We start from the raw sequence: 26418 nt of genomic DNA on the forward strand, positions 1-26418 counted from the left end.
AATATTGATAAGTAACCTGCCGTTTTAGGGCGGTGTTACTGTTTATTTAAACTCTTTGTATAAGCCCAAAGTTAATTGCCCTTCGGTAATTGGCTGGTGCGTTAACGTACGGCCAAGGGTACTTGTACGGCCGGTTGTAGTTAGCTTAGGACCATCAGAGTTAATGTAGTTTCCTTTAACAAACAATCCCCAGCCTGCGCCGGTGCTTAGGCGCATGGCTATGCTGCCGCCGTATGCAAAAGCAATAGCCTTTGAACTTTGCTGTATAAATGTGCCTGCCTGCTCAGGAACGCCGGTAATATCAACAGATATTTGCGGCGTAGCAAAGCTTTTGATAACTCCTGCCGATGCCCTGAAATCAAACCTCAGCGCTTTCCATGCCAAAGAATATTGGGGGCCAAGCAAGGCGTTGATGCTTCTGTAACGTTTATCGGCTGTTACGGTAGATCCATCTGCTTTAAAGTCATTCGTGTAACCAGATGAGATGATCTGATCGTCCTCGAAGCTTAAATTACCCTGGTCCTGGTATGAAACGGTATAGCCCAGGCCTAAGTTTTTGTAAAAGTAAGCAGCACCGTCAATAGCGTAAACAAGGCCTTTTTTACCAAAGCCCGATTTCATATTGGTGTAATCAACCTTTTTAAAATTGCCATAAGGGTTTGATACCCCTGCAGATAAGCTTATGTAGCTTTTTAGTTTTATAGTGCCATCATCATCGCTGGCATCATCACTTATTTTATTATCCTGAGCTTTGGCATTAAATGCAATAAGCATTAAAAAAGCTGCTGTAAACAATGTAAAGGTTTGTTTCATGTTGTAATGTTGTACCAATTTTAAATATAAACTTTGCTAATTAACAGGTTTATCTGGTTTAGCAAACGTGTAAAAAAAAGCATTATTATAATGAATGCTTCGGGATGATAAAAACAAAGTCGCCAATGCGGTTGCCTGATTTTTATAATCGGGTGCTAATATAGCTTGCCCTGCTCAATTAAATGGCAGCAAAGGGCAAAATTAACAACTTTTAACCTTTATTTGCTTAAATGGCTTGCCCGCATATAGGCCAAATAGCTATCTTTAGTTTCCTGTAATTTAATTCAAGATGAAAAAAACACCCTGTTTATTTGCATTAGCTGTTTTATTTTGCGGCTATACCCACGCACAACAAATGAATATTAAAACTTTGCCATACCCGCAGCCTAAAAAGGGTGATACCGTTGATACTTATTTTGGCACCGCCGTGCCCGACCCTTACCGCTGGCTGGAAAACGACCAGGCTACCGATACCAAAGCCTGGGTTGCCGACGAAAATAAAGTAACCCAAAACTACCTGCAGCAAATTCCCTATCGCGAAGAAATGCGCAAGCGCCTGGAGGTGCTTTGGAATTATGAAAAATACAGTGCCCCTTTCAAAGAGGGTAAATACACCTATTTTTATAAGAATGATGGCTTGCAAAGTCAATCGGTGCTGTACCGGCAGGTTGGCGATAACGGCACACCCGAGGTTTTTTTAGATCCCAACAAATTCTCGACCGATGGTACTACCTCTTTGCAGGGTATAAACTTTACCAAAAACGGCGATATGGCTGCCTACCAGATCTCAGAAGGCGGATCAGACTGGCGCAAGGTTATCGTTATAAAAACCAGCGACGGAACAGCCGTTGGCGATACGCTTATCGATGTAAAATTCAGCGGCCTTGCCTGGAAAGGTACTGATGGCTTTTATTATAGCAGCTACGATAAGCCAAAGGCGGGCAGCCAGCTATCGGGCTTAACGCAGTACCACAAATTATTTTACCATAAACTGGGTACCCCGCAAAGTGCCGATCAGTTGATCTTTGGGGGCGATAAAACACCGCGCCGGTATATTGGCGCATCCCTTACCGAAGATGAGCGCTTTTTAGAGATATCCGCAGCCACCTCAACTACCGGTAACGAGCTATATATACAGGACCTTAGCAAACCGGGTAGCCCTATTGTTACTGTGGTTGATAATTTCGATAACCAGCACCACATATTGGATAACGTTGGCAGCAAGCTGTACATTCTTACCAATATTTACTCGCCCAATTTTAAAATTGTAACTGTTGATGCCTCGGCACCCACCGTTACGCATTGGAAAAATCTTATCCCCGAAACCAAAAATGTACTGAGCGCCACTACCGGCGGCGGTAAAATTTTTGCCGAATACCTTAAAGATGCTACCTCATTTGTACAGCAGTATGATATGAATGGTAAACTGGAGCGCACCATCACCCTGCCATCGGTAGGTACGGCGGGCGGCTTTGGTGCAAAAAAGGAGGAAAAGGAAACCTATTACACCTTTACCAGCTACATATACCCGCCAACTATTTTTAAGTTAGATATAGCCAGCGGACAATCAACCGTGTACAAAAAATCGGGCGTGCAGTTTGATCCTGAGCTTTACGAATCAAAGCAGGTTTTTTATACATCGAAGGATAAAACCAAAGTGCCGATGATTATCACCTATAAAAAAGGAACAGTGCTGAACGGTCAAAATCCCACTTTGCTTTATGCTTACGGCGGTTTTGGAATTAGTCTTACGCCAGCCTTTAGTACGGCAAACATCATCTTGCTGGAGCACGGCGGTATTTACGCCGTTCCCAACCTGCGCGGCGGCGGCGAATACGGCGAAACCTGGCACCGCAAGGGCATTAAAATGAAAAAACAAAACGTGTTTGACGATTTTATTGCTGCGGCTGAGTACCTCATTAAAAATAAATATACCTCGAAAGAGCATTTAGCCGTATCCGGCGGTTCAAACGGTGGGCTGCTCATTGGCGCTATGCTTACCCAGCGGCCCGATCTGTTTAAGGTAGCTTTCCCTGCCGTTGGCGTTATGGATATGCTGCGCTACAATAAGTTTACCGCAGGTGCAGGCTGGAGCTATGATTACGGCACCGCCGAAGATTCAAAAGAAATGTTTGAATACCTGTACAACTACTCGCCATACCATGCCCTAAAACCGCAGGACTACCCAGCCACCATGGTTACTACCGCCGATCATGACGACCGCGTGGTGCCCGCCCATTCCTTTAAATTTGGCGCGCGACTGCAGGAATACCAGAAAGGCACTGCCCCGGTACTTATCCGCATTGAAACCAAGGCAGGTCATGGTGCAGGCCAGTCAACCGCGCAGGTAATCAGCGGCCAGGTTGATAAATGGGCCTTTATGTTTTGGAACATGGGGATTAAGTGGTAGGTTTTGAGGTGTGATATTAAATATCGAACACTGAATTTGAATATCGAATAATAAAGGAAACAGGGCCTTGTGCGATTCCCCTCTCGAGAGGGGGGGAGGAGTGTGTTATTCAGCATTGCAACACACACAAACACAGTCGCTACCTTTTTAAAATAAACTAATGAAAAAATACCTTTTTGCAGCTACCATACTGCTGCTTAATATCACATCCGCTTTTGCTCAGAATAAAAAGCCCAACATCAACATAGTTTTTATTGGCAACAGCATAACCCAAGGCGCGCAGCTTGCCAATGCTGCTACGGAAGCCCCGCCTGCTACTGCGGTGGCTTATCTGCGTAAGCAAATCAATTTGGGTACGGTTGAATTTAGCAACCAGGGCCATAGCGGTTACACCACGCTTGATTTTTTACCCGGCGAGGGCGATACTTTTACCAAAGTTGAACAGGCAGCAAATGCCTTTAACGATAAACAGGCCCTGCTCATCTTCTCCATGAAACTGGGTACCAATGATAGCGCCATACAGGGAACCCACGGCGCGCCGGTAGCTCCCGATACCTATATCCAAAACGTAAAGACCATTATAGATAAACTACTGGCCGATTTTCCCCAGGCTGTTGTGGTGTTGCAGCACCCTATCTGGTATAGCCCTAATACTTATAATGGTTCAAAATATTTGCAGGAGGGTTTATCGAGGCTGCAAAGTTACATTCCCAAGCTGGATAGCCTTGCAGCCAGTTACACAGCAACTAATCCTAAACATGTTTTTGTGGGCGATAAAAAAGCATTCCGCTATTTCAAAAAACATCACCTTACCGAGCTTGTTCCCGAAAACGGCCAGAAAGGCATATTTTACCTGCACCCTAATAAGACAGGCGCCGTATCATTAGGTGAATTTTGGGGTAAGGCGATCGATAGGGTTGTGAAAAAGTTGCGATAGCCGCCATGATAAAAAAAGTTTTGTCATTTCGACGAGGTACGAGGAGAAATCTTATACGATATGCAAGTGGACTCAGTATTTCATATAAGATTTCTCCTTGCCCCCTCACACACAATTCCCAGGCTTGCTCGTGTCGATGACAACGTTTTTTATACCTTCCAGACACCTTAGAAAACCACGCATTCTCACGCAACCTACCTGATATTTTTCATTCATTTTATCCACTTCCTCTGCTTCAAAACCAAAATTAGGTTAATATGTTGTTGGGTATTATGAAGTATGCCTTATTTTATCTGCCACTTATTTTTTTAGTCCTTTCCTACGGATACAAGCGCAAATCCCGCCGCTTGTTTTCCTCTGGCCGTGTGCCCGATATTGTTACCGCCAATAACCTGTCGGCCTTGTACGCCTTTTTGGCGGTCGTTATATTTGTTATGCTGTTTGCAATCTTAAATCTCGAAATGTAAGACGGCTATTGCCTACTCGCGTGTATTATTGAATAGCTATGCTGTTATACCAATTGTTAGCAATCTTTTTTTGAATTGTAAGCTGATTCTCCCAACTTCGCAGTCCGAATTTTAATGTATGACAGCTCATTATAAAAAAATAGCCCAGGAACTTTCCATTGCCGAAAAACAGGTAAGCGCCACCGTTGAATTACTTGACGAAGGCGCAACCGTTCCGTTCATATCCCGTTACCGTAAAGAGGTTACCGGCACGCTCGACGAGGTACAGGTGGCTGAGATCCGCGACCGCATACAACAACTGCGCGACCTGGATAAACGCCGCGAGGCCATCCTTAAGTCGCTTACCGATATGGGCAAGCTTACGCCCGAACTGGAAAAGCTGATAAACGCTGCTGAAACAATGGTATCGCTGGAGGATATTTACCTGCCCTATCGCCCAAAACGCAAAACCCGCGCCACCACCGCCCGCGAAAAAGGCTTGCAGCCCCTGGCCGATCTGTTGCTAAATCAGCACCGGGCCGACCTGCAAACCGAGGCCGAAAAATATATTGATGCCGAAAAAGGTGTTAACAGTATAGAAGAAGCGCTGGCCGGGGCAAGGGATATTATTGCCGAAACCATCAGTGAAAATGCCGAAGTACGTACCCGCGTTCGCGAATTGTTTATAGAGAAGGGAACTTTTCAGTCGAAAGTTATTGACGGTAAGGAGCAGGAGGGCATTAAATACAAAGATTATTTCGACTGGACGGAGCCTGTAAAATCGGCACCATCGCACCGTATCCTGGCCATGCGTCGCGGCGAAAAGGAAGAGATCCTTTGGCTGGATATTAAACCAACTGAAGAGGAAGCTATAGATATCCTGGAACAAACATTTGTAAAAGCCAATAACCCATCTGCCGACCAAGTGAAGCAGGCAATTGCCGATGGTTACAAGCGCCTGCTTAAACCCTCAATGGAAACAGAAGTGCGCCTGTTTACCAAGAAGAAAGCCGATGAAGAAGCTATCCGTGTATTTGCCGAGAATGCGCGCCAGCTTTTGTTAGGCGCACCGCTTGGTCAAAAACGGGTAATGGCTATCGATCCGGGTTTCCGTACGGGCTGTAAGCTGGTTTGTTTGGATGAGCAGGGCAAACTGTTGGAGAATACCGCCATTTACCCGCACACCGGCGCAGGCCAGGCACGCGAGGCCGAGAAAACTGTTCAGCACCTGTTTCAAAAATATAATATAGAAGCTATAGCCATAGGTAACGGTACCGCTGGTCGCGAAACCGAGCTGTTTGTGCGTAACCTTAACCTGCCCGGCGTGGTAATTGTTATGGTTAACGAAAGCGGTGCTTCCATCTATTCCGCATCTGATGTGGCGAGGGAGGAGTTTCCGGCTAAGGATATTACGGTTAGGGGCGCGGTATCTATCGGTCGCCGGTTAATGGATCCTTTGGCCGAGCTGGTGAAGATCGACCCAAAATCAATAGGCGTAGGCCAGTACCAGCATGATGTTGATCAGAATAAACTGCAAACATCATTAGATGATACAGTAATGAGCTGCGTAAACGCCGTTGGTGTTGAACTTAACACCGCATCGAAACAAATTTTGGCCTACGTGTCTGGTCTGGGTCCGCAGCTGGCGCAAAATATTGTGGAATACCGCGATCAGAACGGCGCCTTTAAACGCCGCAGCGAACTGAAAAAAGTGCCCCGCCTGGGTGATAAGGCATTTGAACAGGCAGCAGGATTTTTACGCATCCACCATGCCGAAAACCCGCTTGATTCAAGCGCGGTACACCCCGAGCGTTACAGCCTGCTGGAGCAGATTGCCAAAGACATGAAATGTACGGTGAAGGACCTCATGGGCGATGCCGTGATCCGCAGAAGCATTCCTCTGCAAAAATATACATCGGAAACCGTTGGTTTGCCTACGCTAAACGATATTATGGCCGAACTTGCCAAGCCCGGTCGCGACCCGCGTGAGCAATTCGAGGCCTTTAGCTTTACCGACGGCGTAAATGCCATTGGCGATTTAAAAGTAGGTATGAAACTGCCCGGTATTGTTACAAACATTACCAATTTTGGGGCCTTTGTTGATATCGGCGTTCACCAGGATGGCTTGGTTCACCTGAGCCAGATCACCAACAGGTATATTAAAGATCCTAATGAAGTATTAAAGGTGCATCAAAAGGTGGAAGTAACCGTTACCGAGGTTGATGTTAACCGTAAGCGCATAGCCTTGTCAATGAAAGAGAATGATAAGAGTGAGCGCCCGCAGGAAAGAAGAAATGACGACAGAAGGCCTGCCGGTAATAAACCATCTTTTAACAAAAAGCCCGAGCAAACACCCGAAACAGATATCGCCATAAAACTGGCAGCCTTAAAAAACAAGTTTAAATAAACACCGATGGTATTAGTAACTTACGAAGCTATAGGCTTCGTAAGTTTGCAGATGAGGTTGAGGTTTGAAGGTTTTTAGCAGCTTAATATCAATTGGCTTTTTCGCTGTATTTTATAGCATCGGCCTTTACTGTCGAATTATCCTTGCCGGTTGTTTGCAGAATAATTACACCATCGGCACCCATAGCTTTTGATTTATTAACCAGCGCCTTTTTTACAACCTCCTGGTCCAAATCGTTAATCATGGAAAGGTGGCCTATTACCTTGTACTCCTGTTTAATGTCTTTGGCGTCGTAATAAACATCCACTTTGTTGGTTGCCGGGTAAGCATCGCCCAAATAGTTTACCATAGTACCGCAGGAGGTTAAAAAAAGACAGGTGGCAATGGCAATGTGCTGTAGTTTTAAAATTTTCATGTAGATAGGGTTATATGTACATGAGAGTAATAAAAGCGCCGGTGGTTTAACGCTCGCAGAAAAAAAATACAGTAACAAATTTGTTAGGAGTCCGGCACCCTTTAAAACCCCTTTTTTCGGGTGATGCCGGGTTTGCGGGTTTTCTTTTTATCATCCACCTCTCCAACACCTTCGGCACCATAGCGGCGCGCCATTTTGGAGATGCGCTCTTCCATGGTTTCGGTAGTAAGTTTTTCGCGGCCAAGGCTATCAACCATAATGGGGAAGGCGAACGGTGTAGGCCTCTCAATTACTTTAAGAATGATATTTTGCGTGGCAATGCGCTGTAGGGCGGCTCGTAGCCTGAATTCTTCCAGCTGGAACGCCAGCGCTTCGTTATAGGCCTGCCTCACGAGCAGATTATCCGGCTCGTACTCGGTAAATACCTCAAACAAAAGCGATGTTGAGGCCTGCAAATGTTTGTTTTTTATCTGCTGCCCGGGGTAGCCCGTAAATACCAGACCGCCGATGTGTGCAATATCCCTGAACCGGCGCCGGGCCATTTCATTGGCATTAAGGCTATGTTGAATATCATCTAACAGGTTATCTATCGAAAAAAAGCTGCTGTCTTCCAGTACCTGCTCAATAGGCACGTCCTCATCGGTAAGCAATTCAAACCCGTAATCATTCATGGCGATGGAGAAGCTGGCATTTTTTATTTTACTGATGCGATAAGCCAGCAGCGATGCCATACCCTCATGCACCAAACGCCCCTCAAACGGATAGAATAACAAATGGTGCCCCTCGCGCGATTTAAACGATTCTATCAAAAACTCATGGCTTTGCGGCAGATGCGATAATTCCTGCTGCAAATTGAACAACGGTTTAAGCGCTATAACCTCTTCATCTTTTTCGATGCCATGCGCTACCTCGTCCAGCTTATCCCTGAAAACAGCCGACAGCTGGGACGACAGTGGCATGCGACCGCCGTTCCAGCTGGGGATTAGTCCTTTGGTTGAGTTTGATTTTTTTACGAAGGCTGTCATTTCCTTTACCCGTATAAACTCCAGACTGCGACCGGCAAACCAAAATGTATTGCCGGGTTTTAGTTTAGATACAAAGGACTCCTCAATGGTTCCCAAACTGCCGCCACTAAGCCATTTTACCCGGATGCTTAACTCGCTGGTAATGGTGCCTATGCTTAACCTGTGGCGCATGGCTACCCTCCGGCTGTTCACTTTATATAGGCCGTCCTCAATTTCTACCTTTAAAAATTCATCGTACTGGGCCAGGGTTTTGCCGCCGGTGGTAATAAAATCAAGCAGCTGGCCAAATTCATTGCGGGTAATATCGGCAAAGGCATAGGTGCCTTTTACTTCCTCGAATAGTTCATCAGGCTTGAAACCATCCGAAACCGCCAGGGTAACCATGTACTGTATCAGCACATCCATGGTAAGCAGCATAGGATCGCGGCTTTCGAAGATGCCCTTTTTTATGGCTTCTTTAAGCGCAGCACCTTCCAGCAGTTCCAGCGAGTGGGTGGGCACAAAGTAAGCACGTGATACCGCGCCGGGATGGTGCCCGCTCCTGCCTGCCCGCTGCATAAAACGGGCAACACCTTTGGGGCTGCCTACCTGCACAACAGTATCTACCGGCCTGAAATCCACCCCAAGATCAAGGCTTGAAGTACATACCACTACCTTTAGGGCTTCGGCATGGAGGGCCTGCTCTACCCAGTTGCGCAGTTCGTTATCCAGCGAGCCATGGTGCATGGCCATAATACCGGCGTATTCGGGATAGTTATCTAAAATGGCATGGTACCAGATCTCGGACTGCGACCGTGTATTGGTAAAAATAAGCGTGGTTTTGCTGCGGGCCACAATAGCCATAACCTCGGGCAGCAGCTTTAAGCCAATATGCCCGGCCCATGAATAATTCTCCACGTTTTTGGGAATGATGGATTTTATTTCCAGCTTTTTTTCCAGGTTGGCCCGCACCATTTTTACCTGCCCAGGCGGAAAGTTATTGCCTAACAATACCTCCGCGGCTTGTTCCAGGTTACCAATAGTTGCACTGATGCCCCAGATTTTGAGTCTGAGGTCTGGGGCCTGGGGTCTGTGGTCAGAGTGCTGAGGTGGGAGGTCGGAGGTTGGGAGTTTTTGAGTTTTGAGTTTCGGTTTTTCGCGATTTACGTCCTCAGGCTTCAATTCCACTACATCAGACCTCAGATCTCCCACCTCAGAGCCCAGAACTCCCACTCCAGCCCCCAGACTCAGCGCTTTCAACCGGGACAATCCCAACTCCACCTGTACGCCGCGTTTGGTGCCCAATAGTTCGTGCCACTCGTCGGTTACTACTACCTGCAGGTTGCTGAACATTTTAGGATAATCCTTTTGGGCCAGCATCAGGTGCAGGCTTTCGGGCGTGGTAAGCAGTACTTCGGGCAGTTTTCTTTTAAGGGCAGCCTTTTCGGCTGCGGATGTATCGCCGGTGCGGGTGGCTATGGTCCATGGTAAGCCTATTTCGTCGCAGGCTTCCTGCATGGCTTTACGGATATCGTTGGTGAGGGCGCGCAGTGGGGTTATCCACAGCATACGCAGCCCGTTGTTCTTTTGAGTAGTGTAGGTATCCGGGTGTTGATTGATATAATCTGCCAGAAAGGGGAGGAAAAGCGCATATGTTTTACCGCTGCCCGTCGGCGCATTCAGCAAACCCGAATAGCCCGACAGGTAGGCAGCTTCCATTTCTTTTTGAAACGGAAACTGTTTCCAGTTTTTTTGCTTGTACCATTGCTGTATTACCTGCTGCCCTTTTGTGATCATTGTGTAGTTAACAATGGAATATGAATTTGGTTAGCGCCCCGTTAAATTACGGGCCAACAAAATAAATATAATACTGTTATGCTGATATATGAAGAAGAACAGCTTTTTAATATTACTACTGGCTGCCTCATTGGCCGCCTGTAATTCATCCACTAAAAAACAGGAAACTACAGATACCAACCAGCAGGTCCAAACAGCCGATACCGCAGCCAAATCACCCACTGATACAACAGCGGCCAGTAAAATGGTTACTAAAGATACTTCATTAACAGCCCTTGTACCTGCGGATCAACTGATCACCCCAGGAAAAAGCATAGGCCATATAGCTATAGGCGATGATGTGCAGGCAGCTACTAAACTGCTTGGGCGGCCCGATAGTTCTGACGCAGCCATGGGCAGCTCGCTGATGGTTTGGTTCGCCAAACATGATGTGAATGGTTACAGGACCAGTATATTCTCGCACCGCAATGCCGGCGGTGCCGATGAGGCCATTAGCCGCGTGCAAAAAATATTGGTTACCTCGCCCTGGTTTAAAACTGCCAGCCATGCCGGGGTAACATCGCCAATAGACAGTATTAAACATAATTATACAGTAAAGCCAACCAGTACCTATAAGCTTAAAGGCGATAAGGTGCAGGTTTATACCGACCTGGATAAGGGTATTTCTTTCGAGATAAATACCGCTACCAATAAATGTGTTGGTGTGGTGGTGCACAAAGCCTATGATACCGCATCGGCGTATTTGAGTATGCATTAATTGTTTGGTGTTAATTCTTTCCTGTAAAGGTATTATCAACAATAAGACGGATCACGTCGTCAATTTCGGTGCTTACGGTTAGCAGGTGTTCAATGATCTCCTCGTTTTCGGGATTAAAAAAATTGTCGCGGTCCATAATGCTGATGAGGCCCATCATGCTGGCTACCGGTCGCCTTATTTCGTGCGAGCTTAAGGTGGCAATATTACGCAGGCGTTCGTTCTGGTCTATCAGTTCCTGCTCGGTTTTAAGTAACCGGGTTACATCGCGACTAAAACAGCCCACGCCAATAATTTCACCGTTTAAGGTGTAAATGGGGTTAAAGCTTACTTCAAAAAACAGGAGCGCTTTGGTTTTAAGGTCGCGGCTTTCGCTGGTTATGGTGTATTGCTCGCCTTTTAAAGCGCGCTGGTAATAGCCGTTCCAATCATCATGAATGCCTTGGTTGTAGCCGGGATGCTTATAGGAATAGTCGCCGGCTTTGGGCTCGGTGCCGGTGATGTGGGAAATTTGTTTTACGTAAGCATCATTGAGATACACAAACCGCAACTCTTTATCAACAGACCATATTTGATCATGCGTGTTATTGATGAGTGCTTCAAGGCTGTTCTTTGTCCAAAGGGCTTGTTCCTGGGCTTGTTTTTCATGGGTAATATCCTTCACAAAAAAAGTTGTGCCCTCGGCCGATGGGTAGACCGACGTGCGGAACCACATTTTCAGCGGTTCAAAATATTCGGTAAATTTAACGCTCTCGTGTTTTTCAACAGCCTCATAATAAGCTCTGCCAAAGCCCGAATTTAAAATTGACGGAAAAACATCCCATAAAACCTGACCCAGCATTTCATCGCGCGAGCAGTTGCTTACTTTTTCAAACGCGGCATTTACACGCATAAACCGCCAGTTGTTATCAATAATAAAAAAGGAGTCGGTAATGCTTTCAATAAAGGCATCCAGCTTTTGCGATGTGTTTTTTATTTCCTTTTCAATAATAAGCTTACGGGTAATGTCCTGCCCGATGCCCTGAATTTCAACAACCTGGCCTTGCTCGTCAACTACCGATATAAACTCCCAATCGATATCATGAAGATTGCCTTGTACATCGGGCTTTTTGTGCTGTAGTGTAATAACCTTACCGGGGTTTTGCATACAGCTTGCAAATGCGGCTTCGCAAAGGTGCAGCTCCTGCGGAATGGAAGTTATTGAAAAATGCTGCCCCAGCAGTTCATTAATATTGTAGCCAAGGGTTTTTAAAAACTGCCGGTTAACAAAGCTAAAATGGCCGGTATTGTTTACCCTGATCAGGAAGTTGGTTTGCGAATCAATAAGTGAGTTTAACAGCTGTTCTCTAACCTTTGCTTCTTCCTGAAATTTTACCTTTTCGGTAACATCTGTGGCCGTTACCATGCGGCAATTAAGGTTGTTGTAATGAATATCGTGGCCGGTTATTTCGGCATATATAATATCGCCGTTTTTATTGTGGTGTTTCCAGAGGCCTGCGCTGGTAAATATTTTGTTGTTTGATTTATTAAAGCTGTTTTGCTGTATGTACTCGTTTACTTTTTCATGCTCGCCCTGCGGCCTCATGTCAAGCACGGTCATTGATAAAAACTCCTGAAGCGAGTAGCCGTAAGTAGCTATGGCGGCTTTGTTTACCTTTAAAATACGCAGGGTATCTAAATCAAACAGATACATTGGGCTTATATTATTATAAAACAGGGTGCTAAAATCAATATCATCTGCAATGACCGGGTTTTCATCGGGGCTTTCCCGGATGATGCTTTGCAAAATTTTATGGCCCGATGTGGCATCAACAGCAAGGCTCCGGTTATCAGCAATATTTTTAACGGTGTTTTGTGGGGTGGTGATCTGGTAGCTTAGCTCAATATTGCCGTTTGGCTGCATATTATTAATGCGCTCATAAATACTGTCGGCCTGTTTATTATTGATGAGTTTGTACCAAAAGTTATTGTCGGCAGCAAGTTCATGGGGGTGTATGCCTGCAATAGCATAAATACAGGGGCTTATGAACAGGTATTGCTGATCATCAACATCGTAAATTAATACGCAGCTATCGGTTACTGCATTGTGCACGGCAAGCATACTTTAAGTGTATCGGGACTTAGGATTACCGTAAAGTTAACGTATTTGTAATAAAGTATTTACATTACGTGCTTAATAATTTGGCGGCAACCTCCTGCCAGTTATTAACCCGTTCAAAATTGTTAATGAGCGCATTATGTGGCGATGTAAACAGCAGTTTGCGGCCGTTAAAGGTTACAAAGTTTTTGGTACGATCATCTATCATGATATCCACATCCAGGATCTTGTGCCCGCAAAAGATAATATTGGTCCATGATATAAACGGGAAATGCTCATTAAGCCAGGCCTGCTTATCCTCCAGTGAATTGGCAAACTCCATAGCTGCCGATGCTATATATACATCGTACTTTTCATGCAGCGCTTTTACCACTTCCTGCGCATCGGGCATTACCTTTAAATCGCGAAAAAAGCCTTTTTCGTTAATATAGGGCCTTAGCGAACTGCTTAAATGTGGGGGAAGTATTTCGGTTATTTCTTTGCCATGCATATCTGCCAGCAGTATTTCTGTTTGGTGGCGTTGTTTGTATAGTTCAATAAATTTATCAATGGTATCGGCCAGTACCTCGTCCATATCAATGGCAATACGTAGTTTTCTTTTAGTACTCATAGGGCAAAAATTATAAATTTTACCGGGAATGCCCGTCTGACTATTGTTAAATTAAAGAATTAATTATAAGCGTTTTAAATTGTTATAAATAATTTATACCTTTGCATCCCCGCAGAAAGAACTCCGGGGACATGTTGAATACATAAAATAAAGAAATGGCAACTAAAATCAGACTGCAAAGACACGGTAAAAAAGGAAAACCTTTTTATTACATCGTAGTAGCAGATGCCCGCGCGCCTCGCGACGGTCGTTTTATTGAGCGTTTAGGTTCATACAACCCAAACACCAACCCTGCAACTATTGACATTAACTTCGACAAAACTTTAGAGTGGGTTAACACAGGTGCCCAGCCTACAGATACTTGTCGTGCTATCCTTTCATACAAAGGTGTGCTATACAAAAAACACTTAGAAGGTGGTGTTAAAAAAGGCGCTTTAACTGAAGAACAAGCTGCAGAGAAATTTGCTGCATGGTCTGATTTGAAAGACGGCAAAATCACCGGTAAAAAAACCAGCTTAACATCTGCAAAAGATGAAGCACGCAAAGCTGCTTTGGCTGCTGAGGCTAAAAAGAAGGAAGAAAAAGCTGCTGCAATTGCTGCTAAAAATGCTCCTGTTGCCGAAGAAGTTGAAGCACCTGCTGAAGAAGAAGCACCAGTTGCTGAAGCTGACGCAGAAAGCGCAGAATAATTTTTTAAGTAAAATTTTTATAATGGCGAAGCTACCTGCTTATAGGTTCTTCGCCATTGTTATTTAATATCAGTTTATTTTTTTATGAAAACAGAAGAATGCTTTAGGATAGGCAGTATTTTAAAAACCAAAGGCCTGAAAGGCGAAATGCAGATCTATGTAGATTTCGACGATTTGGATGCCATTAAGTTTGATGCCGTTTTTATTGATATGGCCGGCAAAATGATCCCCTATTTTGTGCAATCAATAAAATACCTGCAAAAAAGCAATGCCTACCTGTTTTTAGAAGATATTGACACTATTGAAAAAGCCAGCCTGCTGGTGCGCAGGGATATTTACCTCCCCAACAAGCTAAAGCCCAAAAAGAAAAAAGCCGAATTTACCCTTAACGATGTAAAGGGCTTTATGGCCATTGACGAAACCCACGGCGAACTGGGCGAGATCCTCGAGGTAAACGAATACCCGCAGCAACTGATTGCCACCGTAAACTACCAAAACAAGGAAGTGCTGTTTCCCCTTAATGTTGATATCATCAAAGGAATAGACATTGAAGCCAACGAAATATACATCGACCTGCCTGAGGGCTTGCTGGATGTGTATTTGTCGGAGTAAGTTTTTGGAGTAAGGATAAAGAGCCAGGGAGTGTGCGATTCCCCTCTTGAGAGTAATAGCCCATGAAAAGACATAAAAACGTAAGCAGATTTTCTAACTCCGTAGGAGTGTAGTGTTTATAGGTATTTTATGGGTATCAATAGCTCCATAGGAGCTTCCTGTTAAATAAAGAGGCACCTACGGAGCCAAGCCTCTATTATATTAAACTATAAACACGTAGCCCCGAAGGGGCGGGCATGTAGCCTATCAAACTTATTTATGATATCTCTGTCTACTCATGGGCTATTACCCTCTTGAGAGGGGTGGAGGGGTGTGTTTCATGAAAAAGCATCGCGAAGAAACACACCCCTCCCATTACACCATCCACCGCGCCCCCTCTCAAGAGGGGAATTAAATCACCACTACCTCAAAGGGTTGAAACCTATGTGCGGGATAGCGCAGAAAGTTGTCTGAACCGGGATTAAACAGATTTATTCGATTTTGGGATTGGATGATTTTCTAATCTCTTATCACATCGGTATCAACCGGGATATAGCCCAGTTGCCTGCTCATATTGGCTAATTGCCCTTTATGGTGGTATTCGTGGGTGATTACGTGGGTAAACAACTCCAGCGGTGTTAACGTTAACTTCGTTTCGCCTTCCCTTGGTAAGTTAAGCGGCGCGGTAAGATCATCTTTATATTGCTGCAAAAAGTTGTTAACCACCAGGTTTACCTGTTCAAACATGCTGCGGATAGCCGGCAGGTTTTTGTGGTTGTCTTCAGTAAAATAAGGATGTTGTTCCTGCTGTAAAAAATTTAACAGCCAGCCTAAATAAGTATTAGCCACATGCCTCATTAAACTGCCCATACTATCGTTATTGTACGATGGGATTGGCTGTGCCAAATGTTCCGGGCGGATGGTTTCACAATAGTTCAGCAATGCCTCACGGGATGATAAAACCAATTGGTATTGATGTAATAGCGTTGTGTCCATAACATTTATCGTTCAATAATCAAACCAGTTTTTACGCTGGCAAGTGCGACAGGGGTTAAAAAATAAATGTCAAATATATTTGACATTTGTAAAGTTTGTTTTACATTTGGTAAATCAAACTTTACAAATATGAAATCACGATTCTTATTTCCGCACAAATTCCGGCTTGTAGGTATTATCCTTTTGGTAATAGGTATAGCATCAATTTTAATTATTTACAAATTCTCCCCATCATCCAATGTTAGCAGTACATCACAGATTATATCTGCATTTTCGGGGGCTTTCCCGGCGGTTATCCTGGGGCTAACACTCATTGCTTTTTCGAAGGAAAAAATTGAGGACGAGCAAATAGCTCAACTGCGACTTGATAGTTTGCAATGGGCAATTTATACCAACTACTGCATCCTTATCATGTGCTTCTTTTTACTGCATGGTATAAGTCTTTTATCGGTTGTTACTTTTAATATACTCACTCCAATAGTGTTTTTTATAGTTCGCTTCAGGTGGTTAATATATCGCCTCAACCAGTCATTAACAGAAGATATTTAAACTTTACAATCATGAAATCACGATTCTTATTTCCATCCTATTTCAGGATCATTGGCCTTATTATGGCCCTGCCCGGCTTTATATTGGGATACTTTGTTGTATTTGGCGATTACAAAATTCCAGGCTTTGCGTTAAAACTGCGTGACAAAGGTTATTTAGACAGGGCCGAATATGAAAATTTCACCAACGAACTGGCGCTGGCCCTTGTTGTTATTGGCTTGGGTTTCATTGCCTTTTCAAAAATGAAACGCGAGGACGAGCTTACCGCCCGTATAAGGCTAAACTCCTTATACTGGGCTATACTGGTTAATTTTATATTCTACGGATTTTGCCTGTTTGTAGCCGCTTTAAATATTAACGAGAGTATTATGAACACTGCCTTTATTGATAGCGACCGCTTTATGGCTTACAACCTGTTTTTACCTTTGCTTATCTTCATTATAAGGTTTTACTACCTTATTCACAAAAAGAGGAATGAATACCAGGTATCTAAACTGTATTTTTTACCTCACAAGCCCTATAATACAATAGGCAAGGTGTTATCAATATTATTAACAATCCCGACCATTTACGCACTGTTTGATTTAAATGGGGATAGTAAGCTGGATATAGTGTGCTATTTTTTACCCTTTGTTTACCTGTTATGGATATACTCCAAAGAAAAAGTGGAGGACGAATACATTAACTCCATGCGGCTGGAGGCAATGCAAATAGCCGTGTACGTGAATTACGCTATTTTACTTGTATCAAATGTATTTTGCTACGGCCTGTTGTTTTTGTTTATCCAGGTGTTAAACCTGTTCACCATCCCGTTAATTTTTGTGATTATATTCCAATACCGGCTGTTCCGTTTATCAAGACAAACGGGTAACAAAAGCGGCAACTTAAATATGGGTCTACTATAAACGCCATCATGAAAAATAACATCCGCGTTGAACGCGCCATAAAAAATATAACGCAGGCCGATCTGGCCGATCTGATAGGTGTATCGCGCCAAACCATTAACACCATCGAAAGTAACCGGTACGTGCCGTCAACCATACTGGCATTAAAAATTGCCCGTGTTTTTGAAAAACCAGTGGAAGAAATATTTACCTTAGATGATGAAGATTAAGAAATGGTATTGTTCTTCAGTAACTTACGAAGTATTTAAAACTTCGTAAGTTTGATATTATAGCCAATAAACAGCTGTTATATGAAAACACAAACATCCTTTGCCCCAATGCTGGCCATTGATAACGGTGTTACCAGTATTGGTTTTTATAAAGAGGCTTTTGATGCTATCGAAAACTTCTGTCTGCGTAATGATGATGGCAGTATACACGTAGCCGAACTTGTAATAGATGGCGCTATGTTCCATATTCATGAAGTAACGCAATTCAGCGGCACTATAACACCCGCTAATGCCGGCGGCCGTACCGTTAGCGTAGGGTTATTTGTTGATGATGTGCATGCCGTATTTAACAAAGCCATTGCCGCCGGTGGTATTGAGGTAGTGCCTGTTACCGATTTTGAATACAACTACCGCCAGGGCGAATTGATAGACCCCTTTGGTCACCGGTGGATAATTGAAAAGAAGTTATAGAAGAAGTTATCGCCGTCGCTCGGCTCCAGCCCAGAAGTGTTGGGAAGATAAAAAGCGTTGTCATTTCGAACGAGGTACGAGGAGAAATCTTCTACGATATGCAATTGAACTTAGCCTTTCGTAGAAGATTTCTCCTTGCCGCTCACACGCAATTCCCATGCAGGCTCGTCGAAATGACAACCTTTTTATTAAAATTTAGTCTTCCCAACACTTGTGGGCTGGAGCCGAGCGACGGCGGTAGGATATCGCTACAAATAGCTCCCTTACAATTAATCCGCACATCTGTAATTTAAAATCTGCACATCCGCAATTCTGCACATCAATCAATAATCTGCATATTTGCACATGCGTTTTGATATCATATCTGTTTTGCCGGGTTTACTGGAAAGTCCTTTTGCACATTCAATATTGCAGCGTGCTCAAAAAAAGGGCATTGCCGAAATTCACGTACATAACCTGCGCGATTATTCAACCAGTAAGCAAAAAAGTGTAGATGATTATCCCTACGGCGGCGGCAGCGGCATGGTAATGACCATTCCACCATTTGCAGCCTGTATAGAAAAGCTAAAGGCCGAGCGGGAGTACGACGAGGTGATCTTCATGTCGCCGGATGGCGAGCGGTTGAATCAGGGTATCGCCAATCAGCTGTCTATTAAAGGCAATATCATTATTTTATGCGGTCACTATAAAGGCATTGATCAGCGCATCCGTGATATTTATGTAACGCGTGAAATTTCCATTGGCGACTACGTGCTCTCTGGTGGCGAACTGCCGGCCGCTGTTTTGGTTGATGCCATTGTGCGGCTTATTCCCGGTGTGCTTAGCGATGAAACCTCGGCCCTGAGTGATTCGTTTCAGGACGATATGCTGGATGCCCCGGTATATACCCGCCCTGCCGACTGGAATGGCCACAAGGTGCCCGATATTCTATTAAGTGGTAACACTCCCGAAATTGAAAAATGGCGCTTTGAGCAAGCTCTGGAGCGTACTAAAACCCGCCGACCTGATCTGTTGGAATAATGTTTTGACACTGAAGGCGTGGTAAACGATGCCGATACCTCGCAATTAACGGCATTAGCCTGCGAAAAGGCGTTAATAAAATATACGGCTTACCCATTTACAGGCTTTACGAATAGTTTATTGAACTATGCACATAATCAGCCAAATTGGCCATTCGTTCCCTCAATTTTGTTAACAAAATACAAATTGTGGAAATTTTTAAAATAGACTTTTATTTATTAAAAAAAATCCCTATAATTGCAATCCGATTTTTACGGGCTAAAAATCGCTTTAAGAGCTAAAAATCATGGATTTAGTAAAATTTGTTGAAGAGCAATCAGTAGAAAAAAAGCAGTTTCCGACTTTCAAAGCTGGTGATACTGTTAGTGTGCATTATAAAATCAGAGAAGGAAACAAGGAACGCGTTCAGCTTTACCAAGGTGTTGTTATTCAACGTAACAGTACCGGTAATAATGAAACATTTACCGTTCGTAAAGTTTCTAACGGAATAGGTGTTGAGCGTATCTTCCCTATTAACTCTCCAAATATTGATAAAATAGAGGTGAACAGCGTTGGTAAAGTGCGTCGCTCTAAATTATACTATCTGCGTGCCCTTACCGGTAAAGCAGCTCGTATCAAATCAAAAAGAGTTTAATTTCCCTACCTCTTTTAAAAGAGGCATACAAAAAAATTACCCAGTGCCTTTTCGAATTTATTCGGAAAGGCCTTTTTTATGGCAAAAAATTTCGTGAGTAAGGTACTTGTTGCCTTTACAAGTCCGAATAGATCCAGCCTCCTTCACAAATAAAAAAGGTTGTCATTTCGACGAGGTACGAGGAGAAATCTTCTGCGATGTTAAAAGCTAAGTATGCAGGTTGGTCTGCCTTGGTTTAGAAGATTTCTCTTTACCCCTCCACTCATCCCTTCCCATGCTCATCGAAATGACAACCGTTTTGTAAAACGATAAATCTTTCAAGCTTGTCCCTTTCCCCGTATTTTCGGCTTTTTCGCGCTTCCACCAACCTCAATAACAAAAATTTAAAACATTTTTGATCTATTGGATATTGTTATAGTATCTATGAAAATCATTAACTAAAATCAAACTACCATGAACTCATTACTGTATGTTATTGCGGTTATCCTGCTGATAGGCTGGGCAATCGGCGTGTTTTTTACCTCTGTAGGCAGCCTGATACATGTATTGCTTGTTATTGCAATTATTGCTGTATTGTTAGGTATTATAAGAAGGCCAACGGCTATTTAAAGCCAGTAAAATATAAATTAAAAAAGCCGCTCAAACAAGTGGCTTTTTTTGTGGCTGTAATAATATAAAACTGTTTACTGCTTTTCGCAGTTATATAAAAAGCAATAAAAACGTTGGTTATGAGAGCTATCTGGAAGGGTTCTATTGGTTTTGGTTTGGTGAGCATACCTGTAAAGCTGTACTCGGCGGTGCAAACCAGTTCGCTTGATTTTGATATGTTGGATGGTCGCGATCATTCACGCATCCGCTACCAGCGGGTGAACGAGAAAACCCACAAAGAGGTGCCCTATGATAAAATTGTAAAAGGTTTTAAGCTTAACGACGATTATGTGATCATGGACGACCAGGATTTTGAAGATGCTGCTCCGGAAAAAAGCCGCGTAGTGGAAATAGAAAGCTTTGTTGATATTGGCGACGTAAACCCCATGTACTACGAAACCTCCTACTATACCGAACCCGATACCAAGAATAATAAAGCCTACGCGTTGCTGCTTAAAGCCCTGCAACAATCAAAAAAGGCAGGCCTGGCCCGTTTTGTATTGCGCAGTACCGAAAGCCTTTGTGTTGTGCACCCGGTAAATAATGTGCTGGTGATTACCCGTATCAGATTTGGGCAGGAGATTCGTGATACCGATGAACTTAACATAGCCGATGATGTAGCTATAAGCAAAAAGGAACTGGACGTGGGCCTTGCACTTATCAATCAGTATGCGGAAGATTTTGATGTATCGAAATTTAAGGACGAGTATAACGATGAACTGCTGAAGATAATCAAGGCAAAATCAAAAGGGAAACGAGCTACGGTTAAAAAACTTAAACCCCACACAACATCCAGCGACGACCTGTACGACCAGCTCATGAGTAGTTTAAAAACCAAAAAAGGAGCTTGACTTGGAAATTCTAATGGCCAAATTCTAAATTCTAAAAATAGGGGGGTGATTTCAATTGAACTGTATATTTATCCAGTTCGTTTTAAATGTAGAGACGCATACTTGCGTCTCCAACAAAGCATTAGCCCTTTGCATAGTTGATTTGCATACGCGAGACGCAAGTATTGCGTCTCTACAGGAAGGTGCTAAAACAATTCTACCAGCCGCTCTAAAGCCATTCCCCTTGATCCTTTTATGAGGATAGTTGAATTGGCGATTGGATTAGCTTTTAATCCTGCAATAGCTTCCTCGGCGGTAGCATAAAACGTGGCGGCCTCTTTTTGAGTTTTGAATTTCGAATTTTGACTTAAAAAGTCTTTGCCGATAAAAATACGTTCATCAACCGCGGTATCCAGCGCTTTTTGAATAACTGCTGCATGTTCCGTTGCTGCTTCGGGACCCATTTCAAACATATCGCCCAGGATAAGCACCTTACGCGCTGCATTCAGCTTGCCTATGTTTTCTATAGCCACAAACATGCTGCTTGGGTTGGCATTATAATAATCGCAGATGAGGGTATTGGTAGCCGTTTTTACAATTTGCGACCGGTTATTTTTCGGTTGATAACCCTCAATGCCGGCGTTAATTTCGGCAGCGGTTAAATTAAAATAAGTTCCTATAGCTATGGCTGCTAAAATATTATGCAGGTTATAAGCGCCGGTAAGCTGGGTTTTTACTTTATGGCTGTCGCCGGTTTTGTTGTTGGTCCACTCCAGGGTAAGCAATGGCGAATTCTCCAACAATTCGCCGCTAATCAAATCGTCAATAGTATTTGTGCCGTAATAAACCACATCGTGCAGCTTTCTTGCGGCAGCCATATCAAGAAGGGTAGCATCATCGCTGTTGATAAAAGTGACACCCGCACCTCGCACCCCGCTCCCCGCACCACTTAAAAAGTCATACAACTCCCCCTTTCCCTTCTTAACCCCTTCAACTCCCCCAAAACCTTCCAGGTGCGCCTTGCCTACATTGGTAATTAACCCTTGTGATGGCTGGGCTATGCTGCACAGCAATTCAATTTCTTTTTGGTGATTGGCGCCCATTTCAATAACGGCTATCTCATGAGCGGCACCTATAGTTAAAATAGTAAGCGGTACACCTATATGGTTATTCAGGTTACCCTGCGTGGCCTGCGTTTTAAAATGCTGCGACAGTACCGCGTTTATTAACTCCTTAGTTGTGGTTTTACCATTGGTACCCGTAAGCCCGATAACGGGGATCTGCAATTGGCCGCGGTGGTAACGGGCCAGATCCTGCAAAGCGGTAAGTACATCATCTACCAGCAAATATTTATTGCCAAGCTGATACTCCGGATTGTCTATAACGGCGTAGGCTGCTCCCGCTTCAATGGCTTTTTGTGCAAATGTATTGGCATCAAACTTATCGCCCCTAAGCGCAAAAAACAGACTGCCGGCACCTATGTTGCGGGTATCGGTACTGATAACAGGATGCTGCAGGTATAGCTGGTAAAGTTGCTGGGTAGTGGTCATGTTAGTATCAAGTTTTAGTATCGAGTAGTTAGTATCAAGACTTTTTCTTAAATATTGTTTAAAACGTAATTAAATCTTAGTAGTTTGTCTCAATAGTTTTGTCATTGCTTCGTACCTCGCAATGTCAGGATGTAAAATTATACATTTTCTGTCTTGATACTAATTACTTGATACTACTCACTGCCTTTATTCATCCAGCTTATTACCGCTTTAATTTCGCCGTAACTGTAGTTATCGCCCAGGATTTCCTTTAAAGGGGCCAGTCTTTCATTGCCGTAGCTTTCAACGGCATCTTTAATAGCGGGTATCTTATCTTCGGATACTATCTCCAGGATATCTATTTCGCCGGTTTCTATAAAAACACTCAAGTGGCTTTCAATGGTCATGGGCGATAAACCGCGCGCGGAAGCAATTTCGGTAACGCCTTTACCTTGTTTGTACATGGCAAGGGTTTGTGTACGGGTATCGTCGCTTTTTCGTGATTTGGTGGTTTTTTCAGCCGAACGTGTCTTAACCTTCCGCTCCCGCTTTGGCGATTTATAGGCAATTTTTGATGCCAAGCCTTTTTGAGTACTGTAATCTTTAACCGGCTGCAATAACTCACGACCATATCGCGCCAGCTTTACATCGCCAAAACCCGAAATAAGCCTCAGTTCATCTAAGCTCTGCGGCAGGTAGGTAGCCATTTCAAGCAGGGTAGCATCAGATACAATGATGTAAGCGGGCACGTTCTCCAGTTCTGCAATACCGTGCCTTACGGTTTTCAGGCGACTCAGTAGTTCGGCTTCATGTGGTGGTGCCGGTTCATTAATGTGGGCATCTTCGGTTACTTCACTTTCAATAAACTCAACTTTTTGCAGGCCTTTTAGCACGGCCTGGCTTTGCGGGGTTAAATTCAAAATGGGATATTCCTGGCCGCCCATTTGCAAATAGCCGGTGGTGATCAGCTCGCGAATGTAGCGCTGCCAGTCGGTTTTGCTGATATCGGCACCTATGCCGTACGTTTTTAGCAGTTTATGTTCCTCGCGTATCTTCTCGGTTTTTGATCCGCGTAAAAAATCTATCACATAGTTTACCCCGAAACGCTCATTAAGCCGCGCCACCGCCGACAGCGCCTTTTGAGCTATCAGCGTACCATCAAAACGTTTAAACTCGGTAAGACAAACATCACACGAACCGCAATTTGGGGGGAAAGCTTCATCAAAGTAATTCATCAGGTATTGCCTGCGACATGATTGCAGCTGGCAGTACTTCACCATATCGTTTAGCTTGTTGAGCATAATGCGGCTTTGCTCCTCGTTGCCATCAATGCGGGCAAAATGCTGCAGCTTACCGGCATCGCCCGGCGAATAAAGCAATAACGCCTCAGACGCCAAACCATCGCGACCGGCCCTGCCGGTTTCCTGGTAATAACCCTCTATGTTTTTAGGCAGATCGATATGCACCACGTAGCGCACGTTTGATTTATTGATCCCCATACCAAAGGCAATAGTGGCTACCATGATCTTTACATCGTCGCGCAAAAATGCTTCCTGGTTGCGGGCCTTTACCTCGTTGTTAAGGCCTGCATGGTACGCCTCGGCGGCAAAACCTTCTTCCTTAAGGTCCTCGGCCAGGGCTTCGGTTGATTTACGGGAGAGGCAATAAATAATGCCCGATTCGTCTTTTCGTTCATTTAAAAACCCGATGAGCTGTTTAAAGCTGTTCTTTTTCGGAACAACCTTATAGTTAATATTTGCCCGGTTAAACGACGATACAAATACCGCCGGATTTTTGAGGTTTAACTTTTCGAGGATATCTTTTTGGGTGAGCTTATCGGCCGTTGCGGTAAGGGCAATCACCGGCACATCCGGAAATTCCACCTTTAACTGCGCCAGCATCAGGTATTCGGGTCGGAAATCATGCCCCCATGATGAGATACAATGCGCTTCATCAATGGCTATCTGCACTACATTAAGCGTTTTTAAAAACGGCACAAGCTTGTTTTCGTTACCAAACAGTCGCTCGGGTGCAAGGTAAAGCAGTTTTATTTGATTGTTCCGCAGCTTTTCAACCAGTTGGCGCTGTTCCTCGGGGTTTTGGGCCGAGTTTAAAAATGCCGCGGGGATGCCGGTTACATTCAGGCTATATACCTGGTCTTTCATGAGCGCAATAAGGGGCGATATTACGATGGTAAGACCGTTAAGTAATACTGCGGGCAGTTGGTAACATAATGATTTACCGCCGCCGGTAGGCATAAGCGCCATTACATCCTGCTTGTTTAGCACATGCTCAATAATGGCTTCCTGCTGGTGCCTGAATGCGCTGTAACCAAAATATTTTTGCAGGGCCGATAAAGGAGTCATAGATGGGTAGATTACAGATATGCAGATGTCAGATGTCAGATGTGCAGATTACAGATGTCAGATGTGCAGATCTCAAATTATAAATTTCAGACCTCAGTTCACAGATTTCAGCCCTCAGACACAACGGTGCAAATTACGAATTATGCGGCAACCTAAATGCTAAAATTTTTAGAAATTTACTTTAGGAATTAAGGTAAATTATCGGGTGTTGGGATATCTTTCGAAAAAAAAAATAATTGTTAAATATTGCCGTTAGATGAAATGTATCCTAAATCCTCCTTTGCAATGAAAAAAGTACTCGCCTTTTTAAAAAAGAAAGATCTGTATTTTGGAATAATACGGTATGCCCTTGCAATAAGCATGATGCCATACGGCATAACCAAGCTTTTTAAAACTCAGTTTGTTTTATCGCAATCGCTAATGGACCCAACAACATTGGAAAAGCTTTCCGGGAAAACACTTGCCTGGGCATTTCTGGGTTACTCATCATGGTTTGAGGTTCTTTTAGGGGTTTTTGAGTTGATACCTGCATTGTTGTTATTGTTCAGGCGTACTACACTTATGGGTGCAATACTATTACTGCCTGTTACTTTAAACGTTTTCCTTATTAACATGGCTTTAGATCTTTGGGATGAAACCAAAAGAATATCATTGGTGCTGCTGGTGTTAAACTGTTTGCTGTTTTTATTTGAATGGAAAAAAATCCGTGAGGTGGTTTTGATTGTTGTTGGCAAAGTAAAACTAAGGTTTACCGGTTGGGAGCTGGCGATCAATTTATTGTTATTGATAGGACTAAATTTTGTATTTATTAAACAACTGACAACCTACCGCAAAACAGAAAATGAACTTACCGGCGATTGGTTCAATAACAAACCAAACGAATGGATATTGAAATCCGAAAAACTAAACGATAGTACGCTCATTGCGCGGGATATTAAGGTACATTTTGATGCGGGCGGGCGTTATGCCGAGCTTGCAGGAAACAATACGACAAACACCAGCAGCAGCGTTTTTGACAACAGCAGAAGTAGCTACACCATTGACGAAAAACAAAAAATCATCAGCTTTTTTGACGGAAACAACACGCCGTTAAACACCTGTACTTACGCTGTAACTGGAAATACTTTGCAAATAACCAGGATAATTAATAAGTCGCCCGATAAAAGATTTACCCAGGTGTTTGAAAAAAGAGTGATTAATGACAATAAATCAAACTAATTGCGTGGAGCCCTGAAATCCGCAATTGTATTCACGCTACAACAATCTGTAATCTGCAAATTTGAAATTTGG

23 protein-coding genes are annotated in these 26418 nt (G+C 43.7%); 15 read left to right on the forward strand and 8 right to left on the reverse strand.

Features of this window, described 5'->3' with window-relative positions; all coding sequences use genetic code 11:
* Positions 1-42: 42 nt before the first annotated feature.
* Positions 43-813, reverse strand: coding sequence for a hypothetical protein (locus BLS59_RS19260; protein WP_091151599.1), 771 nt, complete (start codon positions 811-813; stop codon positions 43-45).
* Between the two features lie 289 nt (positions 814-1102).
* On the opposite strand from BLS59_RS19260, the gene BLS59_RS19265 reads away from it, so the two are divergent.
* The 3 genes from BLS59_RS19265 to BLS59_RS19280 all read left to right on the forward strand — a co-directional run bounded on the left by BLS59_RS19265 (position 1103) and on the right by BLS59_RS19280 (position 7013).
* Positions 1103-3223, forward strand: a complete 2121-nt coding sequence (locus BLS59_RS19265) for a prolyl oligopeptidase family serine peptidase (protein ID WP_091151601.1) — start codon at positions 1103-1105, stop codon at positions 3221-3223.
* Between the two features lie 160 nt (positions 3224-3383).
* Positions 3384-4160: a GDSL-type esterase/lipase family protein gene (locus BLS59_RS19270; protein ID WP_091151603.1), complete on the forward strand. Its 777-nt coding sequence runs from the start codon at positions 3384-3386 to the stop codon at positions 4158-4160.
* A gap of 585 nt (positions 4161-4745) precedes the next feature.
* The gene (locus tag BLS59_RS19280) at positions 4746-7013 is read left to right on the forward strand and encodes a Tex family protein (RefSeq protein ID WP_091151607.1); all 2268 of its coding nucleotides are present in this window, start codon (positions 4746-4748) and stop codon (positions 7011-7013) included.
* Positions 7014-7101: 88 nt separating this feature from the next.
* On the opposite strand, the gene BLS59_RS19285 is transcribed toward BLS59_RS19280, so the two are convergent.
* Entirely contained in the window at positions 7102-7428 is a 327-nt protein-coding gene (locus tag BLS59_RS19285) for a hypothetical protein (protein ID WP_091151608.1), read from the reverse strand.
* A gap of 101 nt (positions 7429-7529) precedes the next feature.
* A complete protein-coding gene (locus tag BLS59_RS19290; RefSeq protein WP_091151610.1) occupies positions 7530-10229 on the reverse strand; it encodes a ligase-associated DNA damage response DEXH box helicase in 2700 nt (899 codons plus the stop codon).
* A gap of 88 nt (positions 10230-10317) precedes the next feature.
* On the opposite strand from BLS59_RS19290, the gene BLS59_RS19295 reads away from it, so the two are divergent.
* On the forward strand, positions 10318-10986 hold the full coding sequence (locus BLS59_RS19295; protein WP_091151612.1) for a hypothetical protein: 669 nt from the start codon (positions 10318-10320) through the stop codon (positions 10984-10986).
* Positions 10987-10996: 10 nt separating this feature from the next.
* Here the strand turns inward: BLS59_RS19295 and BLS59_RS19300 are convergent, their stop codons facing one another.
* Both BLS59_RS19300 and BLS59_RS19305 read right to left on the reverse strand, forming a co-directional pair.
* A complete protein-coding gene (locus BLS59_RS19300; protein WP_091151614.1) occupies positions 10997-13084 on the reverse strand; it encodes a PAS domain S-box protein in 2088 nt (695 codons plus the stop codon).
* A gap of 64 nt (positions 13085-13148) precedes the next feature.
* On the reverse strand, positions 13149-13691 hold the full coding sequence (locus BLS59_RS19305) for a 5' nucleotidase, NT5C type (protein WP_240315284.1): 543 nt from the start codon (positions 13689-13691) through the stop codon (positions 13149-13151).
* A 155-nt stretch (positions 13692-13846) separates the two neighbouring features.
* Here BLS59_RS19305 and BLS59_RS19310 point away from each other — a divergent pair, with 155 nt between their 5' ends.
* A complete protein-coding gene (locus tag BLS59_RS19310) occupies positions 13847-14380 on the forward strand; it encodes a 30S ribosomal protein S16 (RefSeq protein ID WP_091151616.1) in 534 nt (177 codons plus the stop codon).
* An 84-nt stretch (positions 14381-14464) separates the two neighbouring features.
* Positions 14465-14992: a ribosome maturation factor RimM gene (gene rimM / locus BLS59_RS19315; RefSeq protein ID WP_091151618.1), complete on the forward strand. Its 528-nt coding sequence runs from the start codon at positions 14465-14467 to the stop codon at positions 14990-14992.
* Between the two features lie 498 nt (positions 14993-15490).
* Here rimM and BLS59_RS19320 read toward each other — a convergent pair whose 3' ends face one another.
* Positions 15491-15967, reverse strand: a complete 477-nt coding sequence (locus BLS59_RS19320; RefSeq protein WP_091151619.1) for a DinB family protein — start codon at positions 15965-15967, stop codon at positions 15491-15493.
* Between the two features lie 129 nt (positions 15968-16096).
* On the opposite strand from BLS59_RS19320, the gene BLS59_RS19325 reads away from it, so the two are divergent.
* The 8 genes from BLS59_RS19325 to ku all read left to right on the forward strand — a co-directional run bounded on the left by BLS59_RS19325 (position 16097) and on the right by ku (position 21254).
* Entirely contained in the window at positions 16097-16516 is a 420-nt protein-coding gene (locus tag BLS59_RS19325; RefSeq protein WP_143014171.1) for a hypothetical protein, read from the forward strand.
* 11 nt (positions 16517-16527) lie between these two features.
* Positions 16528-17421: a hypothetical protein gene (locus tag BLS59_RS19330; protein WP_091151623.1), complete on the forward strand. Its 894-nt coding sequence runs from the start codon at positions 16528-16530 to the stop codon at positions 17419-17421.
* 8 nt (positions 17422-17429) lie between these two features.
* Positions 17430-17630: a helix-turn-helix transcriptional regulator gene (locus BLS59_RS19335; protein ID WP_091151625.1), complete on the forward strand. Its 201-nt coding sequence runs from the start codon at positions 17430-17432 to the stop codon at positions 17628-17630.
* Between the two features lie 81 nt (positions 17631-17711).
* On the forward strand, positions 17712-18101 hold the full coding sequence (locus tag BLS59_RS19340) for a VOC family protein (RefSeq protein ID WP_091151627.1): 390 nt from the start codon (positions 17712-17714) through the stop codon (positions 18099-18101).
* Between the two features lie 345 nt (positions 18102-18446).
* On the forward strand, positions 18447-19121 hold the full coding sequence (gene trmD / locus BLS59_RS19345; RefSeq protein WP_091151629.1) for a tRNA (guanosine(37)-N1)-methyltransferase TrmD: 675 nt from the start codon (positions 18447-18449) through the stop codon (positions 19119-19121).
* Between the two features lie 286 nt (positions 19122-19407).
* Positions 19408-19755, forward strand: a complete 348-nt coding sequence (gene rplS / locus BLS59_RS19355) for a 50S ribosomal protein L19 (RefSeq protein ID WP_091151632.1) — start codon at positions 19408-19410, stop codon at positions 19753-19755.
* Between the two features lie 453 nt (positions 19756-20208).
* Complete coding sequence (locus BLS59_RS31280) at positions 20209-20364, forward strand: lmo0937 family membrane protein (RefSeq protein WP_143014172.1); 156 nt, start codon at positions 20209-20211, stop codon at positions 20362-20364.
* Between the two features lie 119 nt (positions 20365-20483).
* Complete coding sequence (gene ku / locus BLS59_RS19360) at positions 20484-21254, forward strand: non-homologous end joining protein Ku (RefSeq protein WP_091151634.1); 771 nt, start codon at positions 20484-20486, stop codon at positions 21252-21254.
* A gap of 185 nt (positions 21255-21439) precedes the next feature.
* On the opposite strand, the gene BLS59_RS19365 is transcribed toward ku, so the two are convergent.
* Both BLS59_RS19365 and recQ read right to left on the reverse strand, forming a co-directional pair.
* On the reverse strand, positions 21440-22783 hold the full coding sequence (locus BLS59_RS19365; protein ID WP_091151635.1) for a UDP-N-acetylmuramoyl-tripeptide--D-alanyl-D-alanine ligase: 1344 nt from the start codon (positions 22781-22783) through the stop codon (positions 21440-21442).
* 173 nt (positions 22784-22956) lie between these two features.
* On the reverse strand, positions 22957-25128 hold the full coding sequence (recQ, locus tag BLS59_RS19370; RefSeq protein ID WP_091151637.1) for a DNA helicase RecQ: 2172 nt from the start codon (positions 25126-25128) through the stop codon (positions 22957-22959).
* A 285-nt stretch (positions 25129-25413) separates the two neighbouring features.
* Here recQ and BLS59_RS19375 point away from each other — a divergent pair, with 285 nt between their 5' ends.
* Positions 25414-26346: a hypothetical protein gene (locus BLS59_RS19375; RefSeq protein WP_091151639.1), complete on the forward strand. Its 933-nt coding sequence runs from the start codon at positions 25414-25416 to the stop codon at positions 26344-26346.
* The last annotated feature ends 72 nt before the right edge of the window (positions 26347-26418 follow it).

It is taken from the genome of Mucilaginibacter pineti (genome assembly GCF_900101875.1).
GTDB lineage: Bacteria > Bacteroidota > Bacteroidia > Sphingobacteriales > Sphingobacteriaceae > Mucilaginibacter > Mucilaginibacter pineti.